Consider the following 21,553-nt stretch of genomic DNA (forward strand, 5'->3'; position numbering starts at 1 on the left):
CGTCTCGTTATCAAACGCGCTCGATGATCGCCGCGGTGCCCATGCCCGCAGCCACGCACAACGTCACCAGGGCTGTCTTCTTGCCGGTGCGCTCCAACTCATCGAGGGCTGTGCCCAGGATCATGCCGCCGGTCGCGCCGAGCGGATGGCCCATGGCGATGGCGCCGCCATTCACATTGACCTTCGACGGATCGAGCTCCATCGCTTGCAGATAGCGCAGCACGACAGCCGAGAAGGCCTCATTGATCTCAAACAGATCGATATCGTTCGTGGTCATGCCCGCTTTCTTGAGCACCAGCTGCGAGACCTCGATGGGCCCTGTCAGCATGAGAGCGAGATCCGAACCGAGAGAGGCGAAAGCCTTCAGCCGCGCGCGCGGCTTAAGGCCGGCTTTTACACCGCCTTCTTTCGATCCGACGAGCACGGCAGAAGCGCCATCGACGATGCCGGAAGAATTGCCTGCATGATGCACATGGTTGACGGCTTCCACCTCCGGATGCGCATAGACCGCCACCGCGTCGAACCCGCCCATCTCGCCCATCTGCACGAAGGACGCCTTCAACTGACCGAGCGACTGCATGTCTGTAGACGGGCGCATGTGCTCGTCCTTGGCGAGAAGGGTGAGGCCGTTGATGTCCTTGACCGGAATAATCGACTTAACGAACCGGCCATCCTCCCAGGCTTTCGCGGCTCGCTTTTGCGACTCGACGGCGTAGGCATCCACATCGTCGCGCGAGAAGCCGTATTTCGTGGCGATGAGATCCGCCGAGATCCCTTGCGGTAGAAAATAACTGGCGATGGCGAGCCCCGGATCGACCGGCCATGCGCCACCCGACGCGCCCATGCCGACGCGACTCATGGATTCCACGCCGCCGCCGATGGCAAGATCTTTCATGCCGCTCATGACCTGTGCCGCCGCGAGGTTCACGGCATCGAGGCCCGAGGCGCAGAATCGGTTGATCTGCACGCCCGGCACTTCCTTGCCGAAGCCTGCCTTCAGCGCCGCCGCACGGGCGATGTCGCCGCCCGCTTCACCAACCGGATCGACACAGCCGAGCACCACATCCTCGACCAATTTCGGATCGAGATGATTGCGTTCACGGATCGCGTTGAGCGCCGTCACGGCGAGATCGACCGTCGGCACTTCGTGGAGCGAGCCGTCAGGCTTGCCGCGTCCGCGCGGTGTGCGCACGGCATCGTAGATAAAGGCGTCAGGCATGGTGTTCTCCCTAGACCCAGCAAGTCGTCCCGGGCGGGCACAGCCGGACCCGGGATCGTTTTCAGATGACGCGTCTTCCCGTCCCGCGATCCCGGCTCTTCGCTACGCAACGGTCGGGATGACAGCGTTCAAGTCAAAACATCTCGACCGGCATCGCCATCGTGGCGTCTGCTCCTGCCGAAATGCGCGCCAAACGTGTGCCGGTTTCCGGCATCAAACGCTCCATGAAGAAGCGACCGGTCAGCAATTTCCCGTCCATCTTCTCGGCCGCGCCATTGCCTTGCGCCTTCTTCTCAAGCGCTGCCTTCGCCATCAGACCCCACATATAACCCATGGCGACCGTGCCGAAGAGGTGCATGTAATCAGTCGCGCCAGCGCCAGCATTGTCAGGCTTCGCCATGGCGTTCTGCATGAACCACATGGTGGCCTGTTGCAGATCGGCAAGGCCTTTCTGAAGCGGCGCGACAAAACTCTTGAGATTCTCGTCGTTGGCGTTCTCCTGGCAAAACGCGCCGACCTCGTTGAAGAAGGCCATGACAGCTCGGCCGCCATCCTTCCCCAGCTTGCGGCCGACAAGGTCCATGGCCTGAATGCCGTTTGCGCCTTCGTAAATCATGGTGATGCGAGCATCGCGCACGAACTGCGACATGCCCGATTCCTCGATGTAACCGTGACCACCGAACAATTGCTGCGCCTTGACCGCGCTGTCGAATCCGAGATCAGTCAGCACGCCTTTAACGACAGGCGTCAACAGGCCCATATGATCATCCGCGGCCTGGCGCTCGGTAGGATCGGATGAGCGATGAGCAATGTCGCTCTTGAGCGAGGTCCAGAGCACAAGTGCCCGCGCGGCTTCGTTGATCGCTTTGATGGTGAGAAGCGTACGGCGCACATCGGGGTGCACGATGATGGGATCGGCGGGCTTGTCAGGGAATTTCGGCCCGGTCAGCGCACGCCCCTGAAGCCGGTCCTTGGCATAGGCAACAGCGTTCTGATAGGCGACTTCGGATTGCGCCAGGCCCTGCAGACCGACCGCAAGGCGCGCCTCGTTCATCATCACGAACATGGCGTTGAGGCCGCGATTGGCTTCGCCAATGAGCCAGCCCTTCGCGCCGTCATAATTCATGACGCAGGTGGAGTTGCCGTGAATACCCATCTTGTGCTCGAGCGACCCGCAGGAAACGCCGTTGCGGTCGGCTAGCTCACCATCCTCCTTCACCAGGAATTTCGGCACGACGAAAAGCGAAATGCCCTTGGTGCCGGCCGGCGCGCCTTCGATGCGCGCGAGAACGAGGTGGATGATGTTTTCCGCCATGTCGTGTTCGCCGGCGGAAATGAAGATCTTGGTGCCGGTGATGGCGTAAGAACCGTCCCCGTTCGGCACGGCCTTGGTTTTCAGAAGGCCTAGATCCGTGCCGCAATGCGGCTCGGTGAGATTCATGGTGCCGGTCCAGGCTCCTTCGACCATCTTCGGCACGTAGAGCTGCTTCTGTTGCTCCGAGCCATGCACGAGCAGAGCCGCGATGGCTCCTTGGGTCAGGCCGGGATACATGCCGAGCGCAAGGTTAGAGGAAGAAATGAACTCCTGCATGACGCTGTTGAGAACAGTGGGCAGCCCCTGGCCGCCATATTCCTCAGGTGCGGAAAGTCCCATCCAACCGCCTTGGGCATAGGCCTCGTAAGCCTCTCTAAAACCCTTCGGAGTGGTGACCGAGCCATCGGCGTTGCGGGTGCAGCCTTCATGGTCCCCGCTCAGGTTCAAGGGCGCGAAAGCTGTCTCGCAGAGCTTCGCACCCTCGCCGAGAATAGCCTCCATCATATCCGGCGTCGCATCGGCAAAGCCCGGCAGATTATTGTAGCGCCCTATCGGGAACACATCGCTCAGGAGGAAAAGGGCATCTTCGACGGGGGCCTTGTACACGGGCATGGAGCTCCTCCCAGATCAAGCGCACGACCGGCTACGTTCAGGCGAACATCCGGGTCGACCAATAGTTCACATATAAACTATCTCAGAGCCGAGGGGAAGGCCACACCGTGACGAAAGGGCATACCTGTGAGCGTTCCAGCCTCCGGCAAGCAACCGGTACGCGCAGCAAAGGTTCCTTCCGGAATGGAAGGTCCATTAAAACGGACGATCACATTAATAGGAAGGATCACCTCGCGTCGGGAAAACCCTGGCCCTCACCGAGCCAAAGACCTCTTTCTTCCGAGCAAGAGAAACATCTTTCTTCCGAGCAAGAGAAACAAAAGACGACGCGTCTCGCCGTCCGCCCATTACGAAAATGGCGCCAGAACAATCTGACGCCACTCCAATTTTCATATCTGCGAGATTGTCGGCGATAAGGCCGAAACCTCTTTAGGCGGCAGCGACGAAGCTCGCGCGGCGTGCCTTGAGTTCGGTCAGGGCCTGTTCGATCTCGATTTTCTGCTGCTCGAGATGCTCGATCTGGTCTTCGATCTGGTCGAGCGAGAGCTTCAGGTTGGTGGCAGAGCTGTCCCCCAGACGCTCTTCCGCAAGCATGGCTCGGATCTCGGTCAGCGTGAAGCCGAGCTGCTTACCCTTCAGAATAACCGCCAGGCGATCACGATCGCGAGCATCGTAGATCCGTGCCAGACCTTCGCGACGCGGCGAAAGGAGGCCGCGGTCTTCGTAGAAGCGCAATGTGCGAAGCGTGACACCGAACTCGCGAGCGAGATCGCCGATGGTATAGGAATTCGTCTTCTCAGGCAGTTTAATCCCCGAGTTAGTCACTTTATCAAGGTTATAGGTGGTCATGGTGCCCCACGTTATTGTTTGAGCCGCGTCCCCTCCAGAACAACGGCCTAAAGTAATGCAATGGTAGAACATTCGCTTTTCTAATCCAAGTGCGAAAAGGCACAGACCTCACGCAGAGGTAGAAATTATCGTAAAAGTTGGGGCTGTTTATCCGTTCACGGATGCGTTGCCCCACCGTCAGGTCGCTAACCCACTCTGCTTAACGGCTTTTTTACCACGTTGGCGGGACGCTAGGCCGTCGACTGAGGTCTGATGCGGCGTCCTGATTCGCTGCGTCAGTGCCAAGGATCGGCACGGCGCAGCCATTTCTGGCGGGCCGGTGTTCCAAAGTACCGAGTTGGCGGGGCGCCATGAGACGAAATGCAAACCTTGAGGATATAGGTCTGGATACGCGCGAGGCTGCCGAGATGGCGGCGCGCCGCGCCGGTCTAAGCCTCGAGGAATGGGTTGCGGCCCTCACCAACAGGAAACCGGCCACTTCGTCTCGTCAGCAAGCTGGCGATATCGATGCCATCATCGCGCGCATGGGACAAACGGTAAGCGGACGAGCGACCCTCGATGAGAATCGAGCACGGGTCGAGGCAGAGGATCGTGACGCCCGCACAGCGGTCGCGCTCGAATCCATGGCCGTCTGGATGGAACAGGCGGAGGATCGCCTGAATGAGGCGGCTCGTAGCTCCGCCGATCATCAGGACAGGCTCGCCACCGTCCTCGCGCAGGCTTTTTCCACCCTCAAGGACAGGCTCGACACGGTCGAGCGCCAGATCGTCACCGCGCGCGCCCCCGCACCTCCGACCCGCATCGAATTTCCGATCCAGGATGCCGTGAGGGCCCTGGCTCCCTTATCCGACACGCTGACGGGTCTACGCTCGGATATGGGCCGGCTGACGGAGCGCCTCGAAAAACCACTCGATATCTCACCGTCCCCCGCTATCGAAACCATTCGCAGCGATCTTGAACGGCTTCAGATGAGTGTCGGCTCGCTCGCGAGCCGTGACGAGATCGCCACGCTCGAAGGCTCCATTCGTCATCTCGTCGGCAGCCTCGTGGAGGGTCGAAACTCTCAGGACATGCTGGCGCTGGCCAATGTCGTCGCCGATCTGGAACGGCAGATCCAGCACATGACGGAGAACCTGTCCGATAAGGTTCATTCGCGCATATCCTCCGAGATCGAGACCCTCTCGCGCCGCATCGACAAGGCCGCGGAAGCAGGCATCGACCGGAGTGTCATCGAATTTCTCAGCAGCCAGATCATCGATATGCGTCAGGATCTGGCGCAACGGGCCGAGCCCCGGCAGTTGGAAAAGCTCTCCAACGACATGGCGGCCCTCGGGCATCAGGTGACTGAACTGCGTCTCAATCAGGTCGGTCGTCATGACTTTGCTGCGCTCAAGGCATCGCTTGAAGATATCTGCTCCGCATTGAACCGGACGGCCGCGGCGCAAGCGACAAGCGATGTGCCTGATCGCCTGGACAGTTTGAGCGAGCGTGTCGATCTTCTTGTCAACCGTCCCGAGCCTGAGCCGATCAACCTCACGCCCGTCGCACGCCAACTGGCGCTTCTGACCGAGCGCATGAGTGAGGCCAACGACAATCGGACTCGGCACTCGGAAGCGTTGATGACCTTGATCGAACGGTTATCCGCTGACGTGCAATCCGTGACGGAGCGCCCTGCACTATCGCATGCCCCCCTTCTCGATCGCTTCGACCAATTGAAGAGCGAACTGCGCCAGGTTGGCCAGCAAGCCGACATTTCTGGCGTCGAGGGAATGCTGCTCTCAATTAGCGAGAAACTTGACCGTGCGCCCGCACCGGCCCTCGATGCACTCGAGGAGCGCCTTGCCGCACTGACTGAGCAATTGGCGAAGAGCAGAAGCGAAGCAGCGGCTCCTGTCATTGCCGAGCCGCAAGGCATAGAACGATTGCAGGAAGAGGCCGCCCTCATCGCGGAACGCGCCGCCAAGGCCGCCCTGAAGGATATGCCGGCGGGTGTCACTGAGAGCGATCTTGATGCACTGAAGCAAGGCTTCGTCGAGTTGAAAGCTCTGCACTCTCGCGCCGACAAGAAGACCCAGCAGACGTTGCGCGCCGTGCACGACGCGTTGGAAACGCTGATCGGTCGCGGCATTCCGCAGGCTGCAACGGTCGAAGCGTATGCGCCCGGCGAAAAACAGGATGACATGCCTTCGGCCGACCGTCTCGAAGCGGCCGTTCGTCGTCTTCACGCGGCTGCCTTGTCTCAAATCGAGGAGGTCGCTGCGACGTCGCCTTTCACTGGATCGCCCACGCCTGACGCTAAAGATACCGATGTCACCGATCGGGAACAGGGATCGGAAGAAACCCGTGATCTGAATACAGCCGTCTTCTCATCGAGAACCGATTTGGAAGACATGCGCTCCGGCTTCATCGCGGCAGCACGCCGCGCAGCACAAAAAGAAACCGTGCAGGCGAGCGAACCCGCGCCCGGAGCTTTGGCTGAGAACGCCCTTGCCGGTCACCTCGACAGCGACGCTCTCGACATTGAGACCGTCGGCAAAGCGCCATCGCCCGGCTTGATCCGCCGCCTGCGGCAGGTGCTGAACAACCACAAGCGCCCCCTTGTTTTTGGTTTGGCCCTGCTCGTCCTGGCGACGGGAAGCCTCCGCATCGCTTCCGCCATTTTCGATCAGGAAATCGACAAAGTCGCGCTGGCGGAAAAGATCGTCACGGCGGAAATCTCACAGCAGGATCCTGTGACGAAGGAAAGCGCTGGTGCCGGCTTTGTGCAGCCTGTCAGCTTCACCGCCGGGCCTGCCGTTCCAAGCACAAGCGCCTTCTTCATCAACCCGGCCACGATCGGCGATATTCCCACCCGAATTCCAGCCATGTTGAGGGAAGCGGTGCTCGCAGGCGATGCGACAGCGGTCTACGAACTGGCGACCCGTAGCGCGGAAGGGCGCGGTCTCGATCAGGATTCGGCGCTGGCAGTGCATCTCTTCGAGCGGGCGGCCCAGGCGGGACTCGTCCCCGCACAGGAGAGACTCGCCATGGCCTATGAGAAGGGCTTCGGCGTCACGCGAGACATGAAGCTCGCCGCCACGTGGTATGAACGCGCTGCGCTCGGCGGCAATACCCGCGCCATGCACAACCTTGCGACCCTGCTCGCGGCTGGTATCGGTGGAAAACCGGACTATGTGGCTGCCTTGCCATGGTACGTGGAGGCCGCAGAAGCAGGCTTGAAGGACAGCCAGTTCAACCTTGCCGTCATGTATACGCGCGGAGCCGGCACCCGACAGGATTTGACCAAGGCCTATCGATGGTTCGCGCTCGCGGCCAATCAAGGCGATGCGGACGCCGCCAAAAAGCGCGACGAGGTCAGCATCAAATTGAGTGCCGGCGATCTCGCCATCGCGAAAGCTCTGGTGGAACGCTGGCGCCCGCGCGCTGTCGACAGCCAAGCTAACGACGTGAAGCCGTCGATCGAAGGCCGAACCGCCGCGCTTGATCCGCACGTCGCCGGCCGCACATGAAAAAGGATGGCGGATGGAAAAAAGTCAGCCTCCGTTCACGCCGAAGGTTATAAAGATGTGTTGGACAGGCGCTTCGCGCGCCTGACGACAACCGCATGATTTGGAAACCTGGTTTCCAAATCATGCGGCATGAAAAACAGACAGCCTGATCATGCTTCGGTGAATCGTGATCCTGCTCTCAAGCGTGGCTGCACCGGCCATAGGGGTACCGGGGTGCAAATCTATTTGCCTATCGCAGAGATGTCGGTCAGCGTGCTCGTGATCCTGGGCCTAGGCGCGGCTGTCGGATTCATCTCCGGCCTCTTCGGCATCGGCGGCGGTTTTCTCATGACGCCGCTCCTGATCTTTCTCGGCATCCCCCCGGCCGTCGCTGTCGCGACTCAATCGGCTCAGATCGTCGCCTCCTCGACAACCTCCGCCCTTGGGGCCCTTCGCAGAAACGCTCTCGATCTGAAGTTGGGAGCCGTTCTGGTATCGGGCGGCTTCGTCGGCTCTGTGCTCGGCGTCTGGTTTTTTGCCGCCGCCCGACGCGCCGGACAACTCGATCTCGTGATCGTCGTCTCCTACGTCACGCTGTTTACCGTCGTCGGCAGTCTGATGATGAAGGAGAGCCTGAGCGAGTTCTGGACAAAACGGCGTGGTGGCCAAATCCGCCCTCGCCGGCGAGCGGGTGAGCATGCGCCCTATCTCTTCTGGCCGCTGCGGATGCGGTTTCCCCGCTCGAAGCTCTATGCGAGCGTCATCCCGATCCTCGCATTCGCGCTGTTCGTCGGCTTTGCGGGCGCGCTCCTCGGCATCGGAGGCGGCTTCATCATGGTGCCCGCTCTTCTCTATATCTTTCGCATTCCGACTTCCGTGGTCGTCGGCACGTCGCAGTTCCAGATCGTCTGCACGACACTCGTCACGCTTGTGCTGCACGCAGTCGCGAACCAGGCGGTCGATATCGTGCTGGCCATTCTGCTGATCGTCGGCGGCGTCTTCGGCGCACAATTCGGCGCGCGCGCCGGAAGAAATCTGCGCGCGGAATTGTTCCGCTTTCTTCTCGCGATCCTGCTGCTCGCCGTCGGCCTGCGTTTTGCGCTCGAATTGATCGTTCGTCCGAACGAGCCATTCTCCATTACCGTCCAGGAAACACGAACGTGAGGGGCGCGCTGCCGTTTCTTCTTCTGGCCCTCGCCCCGGCGCCCGCCTTCGCCGAGACCTTGATTGCAACCTTGTCGAGCCATAGGGTTCTGATCAACTCAAACTACACCGGCACGTCCATCGCGGTGTTCGGCGCGGTGGAGCGCGACGCGCAGACGGTTGCCCGTGGCAGCAACTATGACGTCGCCATCACTGTGCGCGGACCACGCCAATCCATCGTCGTGCGCGAGAAGGAGCGACGCGGACTCGTGTGGCTCAATCGGGAGCAGCAGAAATTTCCGGATGCACCGTCTTATCTGAGTGTGTTCACGTCACGCCCTGTCGCCGATATTACTTCGGTGCAATCCCGGATGCGCCAGAAGATCGGCGTGAACGCGATCATCCATGCCGCAGACTTCACCAACGATCGCGGCCCCGTGGATGAACCTTTTCGCGATGCCTTGCGCCGCCTGAAAGCACGCGACGGGCTCTACATCGAGAACGAGCGTGGCGTCACGTTCCTGACGCCGACTATCTTCAACGCCAGCATCCCCGTTCCTGCCGTCGCTCCGACTGGCAATTACGACGTGGAAGTCGCACTCCTGGCCGACACAGTCGTTCTGGCGCGCAGCCATACAAGTTTTGAACTGGTCAAGACCGGTTTCGAACAACAAGTCGGCGAGGCGGCGCGCGATCAGTCGCTGCTCTATGGCCTTGCCACGGCGCTTCTCGCGCTCGCCTTCGGCTGGTTCGCGAACGTCATCTTCCGGCGCGATTGATAGGCCTCAATCCCTGCACAGCATCGCGCGGGTGATCGCGAATATGCGTTCCGAGCCGATGAGATGTGCCATGAAGCCCCCGGGAAACAGCGGCTCGAACGCATCGTCGCAGGCATTCAATCCGCCTGCATAGGCCCCGAGCGCCGGCATGATGCAGCGCGCGCCATCGGTCAGAAAGCAACGCCGGCGTGTCGAGCGCCCGCGCATGACAACCTTGCCGACCGGGTGCAGATGCCCGGCGACTTCGGCTTGCGACCCCGCCTCCGGCTCGTGGCGCAGCGTGAGCGGGCCGAGGATCATGGTCTCCACCACCTCGCCGCCAATGGCCGTGGGCAAGGTGTGATCATGGTTGCCTGTCACCCAGATCCAATCGCGCCCGGACTGCAACCCGGCGAGCGACGCACGCTCCTCTTCTCCCAGTCGATCCGGTCCCCCGATATCGTGAAAACTGTCGCCGAGAGCGATGACCGCACGGGGATCGAAATGCGAAACAGCCCGTTTCAACGCCTTCAAGGTCTCGCGCGTGTCGTAAGGAGGCAGCATCATGCCACGCCGCGCGAAGGACGAGCCCTTCTCGAAATGCAGATCGGCGACGAGAAGAACGCCCTCATCGGCGAGATACATCGCCCCCGTGAGATCGAGCACCCCCGCAAGCCCGGAAAGGCTTATCTCGCTCGTCGCCGGGCTTATTTTCAGCAGTGCCGTCACGCCAAAGCCTCATCGAGAAGCGCTGATTCCGCCTCTGCCAGAATATCGTCCGCACCCTCGCCCTGAACGCGCTCGCGGCCGATCTCCAGCATGACGGAGACGCTGAGTGGAGAAACCCGGTCGAGCGGCTTGTGGATGATTCGCCCCCGGATACGCTTCAACATCATACCGAGGCGCTTCACGTCGAGAAGCCCCGTTGCCGCATCGGCCCGCGCGGCGCGCAAAAGCACATGATCCGGCTCGTGCTTTCTCAACACGTCGTAGATGAGATCGGTCGAGATCGTCACCTGTCGTCCCGTCTTCTCCTGACCCGGAAAGCGGCGCTCGATCAGGCCTGCGATCACGGCGCATTGGCGAAAAGTCCGTTTCATCAGGGCGGACTCCGCGAGCCAGCCTTCCAAATCGTCGCCGAGCATATCCTCCGCAAAGAGAGCATCGAGGAAGTGCGGATCGCGACCCTGTTTCTCGGCAAGATCGTTCACGCCCCAGATCGCGAGGCCGTAGTCGTTAGCGACGAAGCCGAGTGGCTTTTGTCGCGCACGCTCCAGGCGTCGGGTCAGGAGCATGCCGAGCGTCTGATGCGCCAGCCTTCCCTCGAAAGGGAAACAGGTCATGTAATAGCGCTCTCCGCGCGGAAAGGTCTCGACCAGGAGGTCGCGGGGTCCCGGCACGATGGAGCGGCGACGCTGCGCGAGAAGATAATCCGCAAGCTGTGACGGCAGACGATCCCATTCAAAGGAATCGGCCAGGATTTCGCGCACCCGTGCGGCGAGAAAGGTGGAGAGGGGAAACTTGCCGCCCGCATAAGATGGGATTTTCGGATCGCTCCCGCTCGCCCGCGTCGCGAGAACCTCATCCTCATGAATGCCCTCGAAGCGCAGCACTTCACCGGCGAAGAGAAAGGTGTCCCCCGGCGTCATCGTTTCCGCGAAATATTCCTCGATCTCGCCGAGCATTTTTCCGCGCGGCAGAACGGTGCCGGGACGCGCGCGGGAGGTCCGCCCGAGTCGCACCTTGATCATGGTCGACTCGACGATGGTGCCCACGTTGAGCCGGTATTGCTGCGCGACGCGCGCATCGCGCACACGCCACAAATCGTCCTTGCCCTTAACGATCTTGGCGAAGCGCTCGTAAGCGCGCAGGGCATATCCGCCTGTGGCGACGAAGGCGACGCAGGCCTCGAATTCCTCCCATGTCAGATCGGCGTAAGGTGCAGCGGCGCGCACCTCCTCGTAAAGCTCTTCCAGACGAAAGGGCTCCGCGCAGGCCATGCCGAGAATGTGCTGACAGAGAACGTCGAGCGCGCCGATGCGCGCGTCCGGCGTATCCTGCGCCGCCTCGTGCACCGCATCGAGCGCCGCACGGCATTCCAGAATCTCGAACCGGTTGGCGGGGACGAGATAGGCCTTCGACGGCTCGTCCATGCGATGGTTGGAACGGCCGATGCGCTGCATGATGCGCGAAGCCCCCTTCGGCGCTCCGACATTCACGACAAGATCGACATCGCCCCAATCGATGCCGAGATCGAGCGTCGCCGTGCAGACCACGGCACGTAGCTTGCCTGCAATCATCGCCTCCTCGACGCGGCGGCGCTGCGACACATCGAGCGATCCATGATGTAGCGCGATGGCAAGACCGTCCTCGTTGAGGTCCCAAAGTGACTGAAAGGTGTATTCCGCCTGCATTCGCGTATTGACAAAAACCAGCGTGGTCTTGTGCTTGCCGATCAGGTCGTAAATCGCCGGCATGGACAAAGCGGCGGTGTGGCCAGCAAGCGGCAACGGCTCGTCCAATTCCAGCATGCGGATATCGGGCTCCGCCCCACCTTCCACCACGACGAGATCGGCGAGTGCTTCTTGAAGGATAGGGGCATCCCCTCCCCCCATGTGGGGGAGGGTTAGGGAGGGGGGTGGAGCGCCAACGGATGAATCTTCGTGCCCAATCGAGCCGTTGCTACCCCCCTCTCCATCTCTCCCCCACAAGGGGGGAGAGGGTGGGCGACGCTTCGCGATCAGATACCGCCGCAAATCGTCCGGCTCGCGCACGGTGGCCGAAAGCCCGACAGCCGTCATCTCCGGAGCGAGAGCATAGAGCCGGGCGAGACCAAGCGAGAGGAGATCGCCGCGTTTCGAGGTGACGAGCGAGTGCAACTCGTCGAGCACGACCCGGCGCAGATCCTTGAAAAGGTCTCGTGCGTCGCGGTGAGCGAGAAGAAGTGCCAACTGTTCGGGTGTGGTGAGAAGAATGTCCGGCGGGTGCTCGATCTGCCGGGCGCGCTTATGGGCGGGTGTATCCCCGGTCCTCGTTTCGACGCGGACCGGAAGCTCCATTTCCCGGATAGGCGTCTCAAGGTTGCGGGCGATATCGACGGCAAGCGCCTTCAACGGCGAGATATAAAGTGTATGAAGTGTCCGCTTGCCACGCGCGGTCCCTGATCCGCGCTCGGACAGTTCGATAAGGCTCGGCAGGAAGCCGGCGAGCGTTTTACCCGCCCCGGTCGGGGCCACGAGCAGAACCGACCGGCCCGCCTCCGCCTTGGCGAGAAGCTCGAGCTGATGCGCACGCGCCCGCCAGCCTCGGCTGTCGAACCAGCGCTGAAACCGCTCAGGCAAGGGAGATGAGGCTTTCCTCGGCATGGGTCACAACATATAGGCTGTTGACGGTCATCCGTCATGCGCGCTCCGGCTCGGCGCGATGGATGTGGACGCCCGCCCCGCCCACTTGCTCTTTTTGCCGGCTTAGGTTTTTGCTTGGGCCGACGCCAATCGCAAACCCAGAAGTAAAACCATGCCGCAATCCCCCTCCCTTTCATCCCTCAAGGACACCGTCGCCATCGTCACCGGCGGCACCCAGGGCCTCGGCGAAACCATTGCCCGCACCCTCGCAGAGCGCGGCACTAAAGGTCTCGTCATTTGTGGCCGCAACGCCGAGCGCGGCAAGGCCGTGGCGCAGGACATCACGGCGCAAGGGTGCCGGACCGAATTCGTCCAGGCCGACCTCGCCGACATGGACGATGTGCGCAAGGTGACGGCGCGGGCCGACAGCGCTTTCGGCCGGGTCGATATCCTCGTCAACGCCGCGGGCATGACGGATCGCGGAACGGTCTTCGACACGAGTCCTGAGCTTTTCGACCGTATGTTCGCAGTCAACGTGCGCGCGCCGTTCTTCCTCACGCAGGATGCCGCCACGATCATGCGCCGCGAGAAGATCCAGGGCGCGATCATCAACATCCTGTCCATGTCCGCCCATGGCGGCCAGCCTTTCATCTCGGCCTATTGCGGCTCGAAGGGCGCGCTGGCGACATTGACGAAGAACGCCGCCTTCAGCCTCATGCCCTGGCGCATTCGGGTGAACGGCCTCAACATCGGCTGGATGAGCACGCCCGGCGAAGACCGGATTATGCGCACCTATCACGGCGCGCAGGATGGCTGGCTGGAAGAGGCCGTTAAATCGCAGCCTTTCGGGCGCCTGCTCGATCCGAAGGAAGTCGCGCGCACGGTTTCCTTCCTTGCCAGCCATGAATCCGGCCTCATGACCGGTTCGATCATCGATTTCGACCAGTCGGTTCTGGGCTGCTGGGAGGATGCACCGCATCCTTCGATCCCGTCGCAGGTCTAAATCCGTTCGAGAACCATCAGAAAGCCGGGAACCGGTATACCTCGGTCTTCCCGGCTCGACACTCGCTCGAAAATCGCGACGGCAAAACCTGATGCCGTCGCAAGCTCGCGCAGGTAAGCCTCGCTGTGGGCATAGCGCGCATCGTCCCCGAGCACGAAGCCCTCGCCCTGATGAGCCTGGACCGTGAAGGCAAAAAGGCCCCGGTCCTTCAACACCTGATGTGCTTCGCTGAAGGCGGTATCGAGAGCGCCCATATAGACGAATACATCGGCCGCGACGATCAGCTCCGCCTCGCCCACCGCGCGTCCTTGCAGGAAGGCGACAAGCTCGGCCTCGTGCAGGGCGTCATAAAGCCCTGTGCGGCGCGCCACCTCCAGCATGCGCGGCGAAAGATCGACGCCCTCGATCGACTCGCACGCCCCTTGTAGCGCCCGCGCCATCAGGCCCGTGCCGCAGCCGAGATCCAGGCAATGCGCAAAGGCAAACGGCCGCGCCGAAATCGCGCAGGCGCGTTTCAGACCGTCCGCGATCAGTTCCGGGCCCCGATAGGCAAGACTCTTGGTGAGATGGGCGTCGAATTTCGGAGCGTACTCGTCGAAGAGCGCGCGCACATAACCGTCGGTGATCGCCTCATCGGGCGGTAATGCCCCGAGCTTGGCAAGATCGAGACGTACACCCAGAGAATCTTCCGGTTCCAAAACCAACGCTTGACGCAAGGCCTCGACGGCCCCTTCCCGCTCGCCAAGCGCGGCAGTCGCGCGGCCGAGAAGTGCGTGAGCGGCCACGAACCGGGGTGCGATTTCCAGCACCTGCCGCGCCAGATCGGCGGCCGCCTCGAAATCTTTCTCATCGAAAGCGGCACGGGCATATTCGTAACGGCGGTCAGCCAGTATGTCGCCGGAGGATCGCAGGGTCGAGGATGAGGCCATGACGTTGCATGAAAGACGGAACGTCCGCTGTCAACGGTGGAGCGCGGGCCGTTCCTAAAGGACCCGACAAGGCTGAAAATACCGGCTGCACTTCCTATATTCGAGGCCCATGGCGCTGCGCTCCACCGACATCCTGACCCAAACCCCGCAAGGGCTCTATTGCCCCCTCGGCGATTTTCACATCGACCCGATCCGGCCGGTGACGCGAGCACTCATTACGCACGGTCATTCCGACCACGCTCGCGCCGGTCACGCTTCCGTGCTGGCGACACGGGAGACGCTGCGGATCATGGCCGTGCGTTACGGCGAAGATTTCGCGGACACGATGCAAGAAGTGGAGCTTGGCGAAACGCTGCGCATCGGTGGCGTTTCCGTGCGCTTTACCCCGGCGGGCCACGTGCTCGGCTCGGCGCAGATCACCATCGAGGCCAGCGGCACGCGCATCGTGGTTTCGGGAGACTACAAACGAACCGAGGATCCGACTTGCCGTCCCTACGAGGTCGTTCCGTGTGATGTCTTCATCACGGAAGCCACGTTCGGGCTCCCTGTCTTTCGCCACCCCGATGTGCGCGGAGAGGTACGAAAACTCCTGAACTCCGTCTCGCTCTTTCCCGAGCGCACCCACATGGTTGGGGCTTATGCGCTGGGCAAGGCACAGCGAGTCATCGCCATGCTTCGGGGAGAGGGCTATGACGAACCGATCTATCTCCACGGCGCAATGGAGCGATTGACATATCTCTATAAGGACGAGGGCGTGCCCTTGGGCGAAACGCCCCTCGTCGCCGACCGGCCCCGTTCGGAGTTCGCGGGCACCATCGTGCTCTGCCCACCCTCCTCCATCCAGGATCGCTGGTCCCGGCGTTTCCCCGATCCGGTTTCAGCCTTCGCCTCGGGCTGGATGCGCGTGCGCGCCCGCGCTCGGCAAAAGGGCGTGGAACTACCGCTCGTGATCTCCGACCACGCGGATTGGGACGATCTCTGTCGCACCGTTCGCGAGACCGGCGCCGGTGAGGTTTGGGTCACGCATGGACAGGAGGATGCGCTCGTCCATTGGTGCCTCAGCCAGGGCATTCGCGCGCGGCCGCTCCACATGCTCGGTTACGGCGATGAGAGCGAGGCCGAGGAAGCACCTCAGGCACAGGCCGCGAATGAAACGAGTGCGCCATGAACCGCTTCGCCGCCCTTCTCGACCGCCTTGCCTACGAGCCGCGCCGCAATGCGAAATTACGGCTCCTCGTCGATTACTTTCGCCACACGACGGACCCTGATCGCGGCTACGCGCTCGCCGCCATGACGGATGCGCTCATGTTCCAGGGCGCCAAGCCCGGCCTGATCCGTGGTCTCGTGGAGGAACGAGTCGATCCAGTCTTGTTTCGCATGTCCTATAGCTACGTCGGCGATCTCGCGGAAACGACGGCGCTGATTTGGCCGACGCCGGACCAAGCGGGACAGATCCCCTCCGCCTTACGAGGAGGGATAGGGGTGGGGGTTGTAAAGTCAGATCGCGTCCCGAACATTGGTTTGATCGACGCCTGTACCAGCGTGTCGTCTCAACCCGACACGCCCAGTCAAACCACCCCCACCTCCAACTCCTTCTCCTCACAAGGGGGAGGAGGGTGTGTCTCGCCCCCTGTGCCGACGCTAACCGAGGTCGTCGAGGCGCTCTCCAATACCGGCAAGAGCGAGCTACCTGCACGCATCGCCGGCTGGCTCGATGCGTTGGATGAAACCGGGCGGTGGGCGTTGCTCAAACTGATCACCCGCGAATTGCGCGTGGGCGTATCCGCGCGCCTCGCGAAAACCGCCGTCGCTCAGCTTGGCGGGATCGATCCCGACGAAGTGGAGCTTCTCTGGCACGGGCTCGAAGCGCCTTACGAAAACTTGTTCGCGTGGGTCGAAGGGCGAGAGCCACGACCGGAATCGAATAATCCCGCGCCGTTTCGTCCTCCGATGTTGTCGCATCCCATTGAGGATGAGGACTTTGAGAAATTCAACGCCGCCGATTTCATCGCCGAATGGAAATGGGACGGCATTCGCCTTCAGGCTGCGGCCGGACGGACCCAGGACGGGCGCACCGTGCGCCGCATCTATTCGCGTACTGGCGACGATGTCTCGCGCGCTTTTCCGGACCTTGTCGAAGCTCTCGATTTCGAAGGCGCTCTCGACGGTGAATTGCTGATCGTGCGCGATGGGCTCGTGCAGAGCTTCAACGTCTTGCAGCAACGCTTGAACCGCAAGACCGTGACAGCGAAGTTGATGACGGAATTTCCAGCGCACTTTCGCGTCTACGATATTCTCGCCGAACGTGAGCAAGACTTGCGTGGTTTCAGTTTCATGGAACGGCGTAAACGTCTCGAGGCGCTTGTCAGCCGTCTCGATCATCCGCGCATCGACCTGTCGCCGACGGTTCCTTTCACGTCATGGAACGATCTCGCGGCCGCCCGCGCCGATCCAGCTTCCGTGGGCGCAGGCCCGGATGCGGACGCGATCGAAGGCTGCATGCTGAAGCGCGCTGACAGTCCCTATCTGCCGGGACGGCCGAAAGGCTATTGGTACAAGTGGAAGCGCGATCCCTACCTCGTCGATGCCGTGATGATGTACGGGCAGCGCGGCCACGGGAAGCGCTCGTCGTTTTATTCCGACTATACCTTCGGCGTCTGGCGCGACGGTGCGGAGGGTGAGGAATTGGTGCCTGTCGGCAAAGCCTATCACGGCTTCACGGACGATGAGCTTGTGCAGCTCGACCGCTATGTCCGCAATCACACGGTCAACCGTTTTGGCCCGGTGCGCGAAGTGGAATACGGCAAGGATCGCGGCCTCGTGTTGGAAGTGGCGTTCGAGGGATTGCAACGCTCCACGCGCCACAAATCCGGCGTGGCTATGCGCTTCCCGCGCATTAATCGAATCCGCTGGGACAAGCCCGCGCACGAGGCCGACCGGATCGAGACCCTGGAAAGAATCCTTGTCCGGGGCGAGGAGGAAATCTATCCGCTGGAGGGCAAGGAGTCATGAAATCGCTCGACATCGAACCGCTGACCGAAGGCAGCGTGACTCAGCAGGCGAATGGGCGGCTTGTCATCGAAACCCGAGGTCAGGGCTTCACCGATTTCACGGAAGCCACCTCTCGCTGGGTCTTCGCCACGGGAATTCTGCACGGATTGCTGACCGTGTTCTGCCGCCATACCTCGGCTTCCCTCACAATTCAGGAAAACGCCGATCCGGAGGTGCGGGCCGATCTGATGACCGCGCTGGACCGCCTTGCGCCCCGCAATGCCGGCTATCGGCACGATATGGAAGGCCCAGACGACATGCCGGCTCACGTTCGGGCTATGGTCACCGCCACCTCCTTGAGCATTCCTGTCCTCGAAGGACAGATGGCGCTCGGAACCTGGCAAGCGCTTTATCTTGTCGAACATCGCGACCGGCCTCATAATCGCGAAATCATATTTCATCTGATCGGCGCCTAACCCTAGGGAAAGACTTGCACTTTTCCATGGAATGTTCATGGCTAAGGTCACATCCTTGATATTGACTACCGGTTGCGGGTAAGGCTCAAGGGGGTTGCGTGGGAGAAGACAGAGTGCAGGGTCAAAACACCACGATCGTGATCGCGGATGACCATCCGTTGTTTCGCGGTGCGTTGAGGCAGGCGATCGGTTCGGTGCTCTCCAAGGCGCGCGTGATCGAATCGAGCGGCATGGAAGAGCTGAACGCCTTGCTGGGCAACGAGCGGGACGTCGATCTGATCCTCCTCGACCTGACCATGCCGGGCGTCCAGGGCTTTTCGGGGCTCCTGTCGCTCCGTGCGCAGTATCCCGAACTTCCGGTTGTCATCGTCTCCGCCAATGAAGAAGCGACCGTGATCCGCCGCGCGATGGAATTCGGCGCCTCCGGCTTCATTCCCAAATCCGTGGATGTGGACCATATCGGCGGAGCCATCGAGGCTATCCTCGCAGGCGATACCTGGACCCCACCCGATGTGGACCTGAATGCGGCCGAGGACAAAGAAACCGCCGATTTGGTTCGCCGTCTCGGCACCCTGACGCCGCAACAGGTGCGGGTGCTGGCCATGCTCTCAGAGGGTCTGCTCAACAAGCAGATCGCCTATGAGCTCGGGGTCTCCGAGGCGACGGTGAAAGCCCACGTTTCAGCCATTCTCGACAAGCTCGGCGTCGACAGCCGCACGCAGGCCGTGATCGCGGCGTCCAAGATCGGCGTGACCCAGCGCCCCGCGGCCAGCGCCGAATAAAGCATCTAAAGTCGGTCGATAAAGCTATCGATCCGGGACAAAGCGGCCTCGGTCAAGGCGCTCTCGAAGCGTATGAAGACGTGCGCCCCGCCTGGCCACACCGCAAGCTCGGTCGCGTTGCCCTCCCGGGCCCAGCGGGCCGCCATAAAGAGCGTGTCGTCAATCAGGAGATCCCGCGTCCCAATCGAGAACAGGGCCGGCGGCAAGCCGGTGAGATCCGCATAAAGCGGTGAAATATCTGGGCTCCGACGGTCCGCATCGGGGCCGCAGAAATTATCCGCGAACATGCGGACGTCGCGCGTATTGAGGATCAGTTTCTCGGTTCCCCAGCGCGCCACGCTCGGCGTGAGGGAGAGATCGTAGCATCCGGCGAAAAGGTTCGCGCCGCGGAAGGGCTTGAGCCCGTGCCGATCGCGCAGCCGCAGGATCGTGAGCGCCGAAAGATGCGCCCCGGCTGATTCGCCACCGATGAACAGGCGGCTTGTTCCGAATCGGCCCTGCGCCTCGCGCAGGAACCACAAGGCCGCCGCCTCGCAATCGTCCGGACCTGCCGGATAGGGATTTTCCGGAGCGAGCCGGTATTCGACCGACACCACCGCCAGGCCTGAGCGCTCCGCCAACCGGTCGAGCCAGGGATCCTGCTCATCGGCGGTACCCCAGGTCCAACCGCCGCCATGGATATGAAAATAGGCTCCGCGCGGATTGTCCGGCGCGATGATCCGCAAGGGAATGGGACCGCGGGGGCCGTCGATCGTGACGATTTTCGCCCTTTCGCTCAGTTTCATCGGCGGGAAAGGCCCCAGCCCCTGGGCGCGCCGCTCCCGCACCACCGCCGGCGGAACCGACCAGACATCCGGCAATCTCGTCAATCGCTCCACAATGTCTGCGTTCTGGGCTTTGATTTCGTCGCTGATCGCGGCGGGGTCGAAAAGAGTCTGGTCGATCATGGTGTCTGGACAGGTTGCGTTCGTTTGTTCCACTTGCGATGAAGCATGCGCGGGCGCTCCGGTCCAGAGTGCTTTTGGGAGGATGACGATGTCCAACATGAACCGTTTTATCGGAGGATCGCCGGCCTCCGTCCTCGCCAAGCTGATCTTTCTGTCCCTCCTCGTCGGGGCGTTCATGGCCTTTCTGAATGTCACGCCCATCGGGCTGATCCAAGGTCTCTTCAACTGGATCCAGTCGATTCTGAATGTAAGCCTCGACACGGTGAAGGAAGTCGGGCGCTGGATTCTCTACGGGGCGATCATCGTCGTGCCGATCTGGTTTCTCGTGCGCCTCTTCGACCGGAGCCGCTGACCATGGACGGCACTCCTCCTTCCCTGCGCATCGAGGTCACCCACAAGCGAGTCCTGTTGCTCGCCCTTCCGATGACGCTTTCGCATGTGACCACGCCGCTTCTCGGCCTTGTGGACGCGACTGTGATCGGGCGGCTCGGCGAGGCGCATCTTCTAGGGGCGGTTGCGCTCGGCGCGGTAATTTTCGATTTCGTGTTTTGGAGTTTCGGGTCACTTCGCATGGCGACCGCGGGGCTGACGGCACAAGCCACTGGCTCAGGTAACCAACGCGAGGTCGACCGCACGCTTGCACGAGCGCTTGCCGTTGCCGTCGTCGCCGGCCTCGTCCTGATTGCGTTGCAATGGCCCATCGGGACCATCTCATTCTCGCTCGCCGGGGCCAGCGAATCCGTCACTGAGGCTCTTTCGACTTATTTCTTCCTGCGCATCTGGGCGGCACCCTTCACGCTCGCAAACTATGTCATTCTCGGATCGACGCTTGGGCGCGGGCGCACCGATCTCGGGCTTTTCCTGCAAGTCGCGATCAATGTCGCCAACATCCTGCTGACCTCGCTACTGGTGCTCGGCTTCGCGTTGGGTGTCGCAGGTGCCGCCATAGGCACGGCAATCGCCGAGGTGGTGGGCGTCGGTCTCGGCATTGTCGTGTTGCGCCGTCTCGGTTCCAATCCCTTCGCCATTGCGCGAAGCGAAATTCTGCATCGCGCAGCGATGATCCAGACGCTCTCCGTCAACCGCGACATCATGATCCGCAATGTGGCGCTCATTCTCGCCTTTATGATCTTTACCTCGCTTGGCGCGCGCACAGGCGATGTAACGCTTGCGGCAAATGCCGTGCTCTACAACATGTTCCTGATCGGCGGATATTTCCTCGACGGCTTCGCGACAGCTGCTGAAACACTTTGTGGACAGTGCATTGGGGCTCGCCACGAACGCGGCTTTCGCCGCGCCGTTTCGTTAAGCCTGGTATGGTGCTTCGGCTTTGGCCTAGCCGTCTCGGCAATCTTTTTCGTGAGCGGGGACTGGTTCATCGATTTCGTTTCGACCAATCCGAATGTCCGCGAGACCGCAAAGCACTACCTCGTTTTCGCAGCCTTGACGCCGCTGGTCGGGGCTTTCGCCTTCGCCTATGACGGCATCTACGCCGGTGCGACGTGGACGCAGGCCATGCGAAACCTCATGGTAGTCGCCTTCGGTGCCTATAGCGTCACTCTTTTTTCAGTGAGCAATCTCGGAAACGATGGTCTCTGGATCGCGCTTCTGGTTTTTCTTGGGACACGCGGAATTGGACAGGCTGTCCTCTATCCTAAGCTGACGCGGCAGAGTTTCAGCACCTAGAGCATGGTCCG

At 61.6% G+C, this 21,553-nt stretch carries 17 protein-coding genes; 10 read left to right on the top strand and 7 right to left on the bottom strand.

Going from position 1 to position 21,553, the window contains the following annotated elements; translation table 11 throughout:
- Positions 1-10 precede the first annotated feature (10 nt).
- From AB4072_RS03740 to AB4072_RS03750, 3 genes are all read right to left on the bottom strand, one after another.
- On the bottom strand, positions 11-1,219 hold the full coding sequence (locus AB4072_RS03740) for an acetyl-CoA C-acetyltransferase (protein ID WP_441965554.1): 1,209 nt from the start codon (positions 1,217-1,219) through the stop codon (positions 11-13).
- A gap of 133 nt (positions 1,220-1,352) precedes the next feature.
- Complete coding sequence (locus AB4072_RS03745; protein WP_441965555.1) at positions 1,353-3,146, bottom strand: acyl-CoA dehydrogenase C-terminal domain-containing protein; 1,794 nt, start codon at positions 3,144-3,146, stop codon at positions 1,353-1,355.
- Positions 3,147-3,575: 429 nt separating this feature from the next.
- Entirely contained in the window at positions 3,576-3,995 is a 420-nt protein-coding gene (locus AB4072_RS03750; protein ID WP_441965556.1) for a MerR family transcriptional regulator, read from the bottom strand.
- Between the two features lie 350 nt (positions 3,996-4,345).
- Here AB4072_RS03750 and AB4072_RS03755 point away from each other — a divergent pair, with 350 nt between their 5' ends.
- The 3 genes from AB4072_RS03755 to AB4072_RS03765 all read left to right on the top strand — a co-directional run bounded on the left by AB4072_RS03755 (position 4,346) and on the right by AB4072_RS03765 (position 9,405).
- Entirely contained in the window at positions 4,346-7,504 is a 3,159-nt protein-coding gene (locus AB4072_RS03755) for a hypothetical protein (protein ID WP_441965557.1), read from the top strand.
- A 213-nt stretch (positions 7,505-7,717) separates the two neighbouring features.
- Positions 7,718-8,647 carry a sulfite exporter TauE/SafE family protein gene (locus AB4072_RS03760; protein ID WP_441965558.1) on the top strand — a complete coding sequence of 310 codons (930 nt, stop codon included), beginning with the start codon at positions 7,718-7,720 and terminating at the stop codon, positions 8,645-8,647.
- A complete protein-coding gene (locus AB4072_RS03765) occupies positions 8,644-9,405 on the top strand; it encodes a TIGR02186 family protein (protein WP_441965559.1) in 762 nt (253 codons plus the stop codon). The genes AB4072_RS03760 and AB4072_RS03765 overlap by 4 nt, the downstream gene beginning before the upstream one ends.
- Positions 9,406-9,411: 6 nt before the next feature.
- Here AB4072_RS03765 and pdeM read toward each other — a convergent pair whose 3' ends face one another.
- Both pdeM and AB4072_RS03775 read right to left on the bottom strand, forming a co-directional pair.
- On the bottom strand, positions 9,412-10,113 hold the full coding sequence (gene pdeM / locus AB4072_RS03770) for a ligase-associated DNA damage response endonuclease PdeM (protein ID WP_441965560.1): 702 nt from the start codon (positions 10,111-10,113) through the stop codon (positions 9,412-9,414).
- Positions 10,110-12,749, bottom strand: coding sequence for a ligase-associated DNA damage response DEXH box helicase (locus tag AB4072_RS03775; RefSeq protein ID WP_441965561.1), 2,640 nt, complete (start codon positions 12,747-12,749; stop codon positions 10,110-10,112). The genes pdeM and AB4072_RS03775 overlap by 4 nt, the downstream gene beginning before the upstream one ends.
- Positions 12,750-12,900: 151 nt before the next feature.
- Between AB4072_RS03775 and AB4072_RS03780 the strand changes: the two genes are divergently transcribed.
- Positions 12,901-13,731: an SDR family oxidoreductase gene (locus AB4072_RS03780; protein WP_441965562.1), complete on the top strand. Its 831-nt coding sequence runs from the start codon at positions 12,901-12,903 to the stop codon at positions 13,729-13,731.
- Here AB4072_RS03780 and AB4072_RS03785 read toward each other — a convergent pair.
- Complete coding sequence (locus tag AB4072_RS03785) at positions 13,728-14,660, bottom strand: methyltransferase domain-containing protein (RefSeq protein WP_441965563.1); 933 nt, start codon at positions 14,658-14,660, stop codon at positions 13,728-13,730. The genes AB4072_RS03780 and AB4072_RS03785 overlap by 4 nt on opposite strands.
- A 109-nt stretch (positions 14,661-14,769) precedes the next feature.
- On the opposite strand from AB4072_RS03785, the gene AB4072_RS03790 reads away from it, so the two are divergent.
- The 4 genes from AB4072_RS03790 (at position 14,770) to AB4072_RS03805 (ending at position 18,909) form a co-directional block, all read left to right on the top strand.
- Complete coding sequence (locus AB4072_RS03790; protein WP_441965564.1) at positions 14,770-15,828, top strand: ligase-associated DNA damage response exonuclease; 1,059 nt, start codon at positions 14,770-14,772, stop codon at positions 15,826-15,828.
- Positions 15,825-17,672, top strand: coding sequence for a cisplatin damage response ATP-dependent DNA ligase (locus AB4072_RS03795; protein WP_441965565.1), 1,848 nt, complete (start codon positions 15,825-15,827; stop codon positions 17,670-17,672). The genes AB4072_RS03790 and AB4072_RS03795 overlap by 4 nt, the downstream gene beginning before the upstream one ends.
- Complete coding sequence (locus tag AB4072_RS03800) at positions 17,669-18,127, top strand: secondary thiamine-phosphate synthase enzyme YjbQ (protein WP_441965566.1); 459 nt, start codon at positions 17,669-17,671, stop codon at positions 18,125-18,127. Before AB4072_RS03795 ends, AB4072_RS03800 begins: the two co-directional genes overlap by 4 nt.
- Positions 18,128-18,240: 113 nt before the next feature.
- Positions 18,241-18,909, top strand: a complete 669-nt coding sequence (locus AB4072_RS03805) for a response regulator transcription factor (protein ID WP_441965567.1) — start codon at positions 18,241-18,243, stop codon at positions 18,907-18,909.
- Positions 18,910-18,914: 5 nt separating this feature from the next.
- Here the strand turns inward: AB4072_RS03805 and AB4072_RS03810 are convergent, their stop codons facing one another.
- Entirely contained in the window at positions 18,915-19,856 is a 942-nt protein-coding gene (locus AB4072_RS03810) for an alpha/beta hydrolase (protein WP_441965568.1), read from the bottom strand.
- 88 nt (positions 19,857-19,944) lie between these two features.
- Between AB4072_RS03810 and AB4072_RS03815 the strand changes: the two genes are divergently transcribed.
- Together AB4072_RS03815 and AB4072_RS03820 are read left to right on the top strand one after the other, a co-directional pair.
- Positions 19,945-20,208, top strand: coding sequence for a DUF6460 domain-containing protein (locus AB4072_RS03815; RefSeq protein WP_441965569.1), 264 nt, complete (start codon positions 19,945-19,947; stop codon positions 20,206-20,208).
- 2 nt (positions 20,209-20,210) lie between these two features.
- On the top strand, positions 20,211-21,542 hold the full coding sequence (locus AB4072_RS03820) for an MATE family efflux transporter (protein ID WP_441965570.1): 1,332 nt from the start codon (positions 20,211-20,213) through the stop codon (positions 21,540-21,542).
- Positions 21,543-21,553 lie beyond the last annotated feature (11 nt).

The organism is Microvirga sp. 2MCAF38, from assembly GCF_052115485.1.
GTDB lineage: Bacteria > Pseudomonadota > Alphaproteobacteria > Rhizobiales > Beijerinckiaceae > Microvirga.

Bases quoted from the DNA above. Each gene is read 5' to 3' on its own strand.
- AB4072_RS03750 (WP_441965556.1), bottom strand. From the start codon at position 3,995: ATGACCACCTATAACCTTGATAAAGTGACTAACTCGGGGATTAAACTG.
- AB4072_RS03810 (WP_441965568.1), bottom strand. From the start codon at position 19,856: ATGATCGACCAGACTCTTTTCGACCCCGCCGCGATCAGCGACGAAATC.
- AB4072_RS03745 (WP_441965555.1), bottom strand. From the start codon at position 3,146: ATGCCCGTGTACAAGGCCCCCGTCGAAGATGCCCTTTTCCTCCTGAGC.
- AB4072_RS03790 (WP_441965564.1), top strand. From the start codon at position 14,770: ATGGCGCTGCGCTCCACCGACATCCTGACCCAAACCCCGCAAGGGCTC.
- AB4072_RS03775 (WP_441965561.1), bottom strand. From the start codon at position 12,749: ATGCCGAGGAAAGCCTCATCTCCCTTGCCTGAGCGGTTTCAGCGCTGG.
- AB4072_RS03795 (WP_441965565.1), top strand. From the start codon at position 15,825: ATGAACCGCTTCGCCGCCCTTCTCGACCGCCTTGCCTACGAGCCGCGC.
- AB4072_RS03740 (WP_441965554.1), bottom strand. From the start codon at position 1,219: ATGCCTGACGCCTTTATCTACGATGCCGTGCGCACACCGCGCGGACGC.
- AB4072_RS03800 (WP_441965566.1), top strand. From the start codon at position 17,669: ATGAAATCGCTCGACATCGAACCGCTGACCGAAGGCAGCGTGACTCAG.
- AB4072_RS03755 (WP_441965557.1), top strand. From the start codon at position 4,346: ATGAGACGAAATGCAAACCTTGAGGATATAGGTCTGGATACGCGCGAG.
- AB4072_RS03785 (WP_441965563.1), bottom strand. From the start codon at position 14,660: ATGGCCTCATCCTCGACCCTGCGATCCTCCGGCGACATACTGGCTGAC.
- AB4072_RS03815 (WP_441965569.1), top strand. From the start codon at position 19,945: ATGTCCAACATGAACCGTTTTATCGGAGGATCGCCGGCCTCCGTCCTC.
- AB4072_RS03820 (WP_441965570.1), top strand. From the start codon at position 20,211: ATGGACGGCACTCCTCCTTCCCTGCGCATCGAGGTCACCCACAAGCGA.
- AB4072_RS03780 (WP_441965562.1), top strand. From the start codon at position 12,901: ATGCCGCAATCCCCCTCCCTTTCATCCCTCAAGGACACCGTCGCCATC.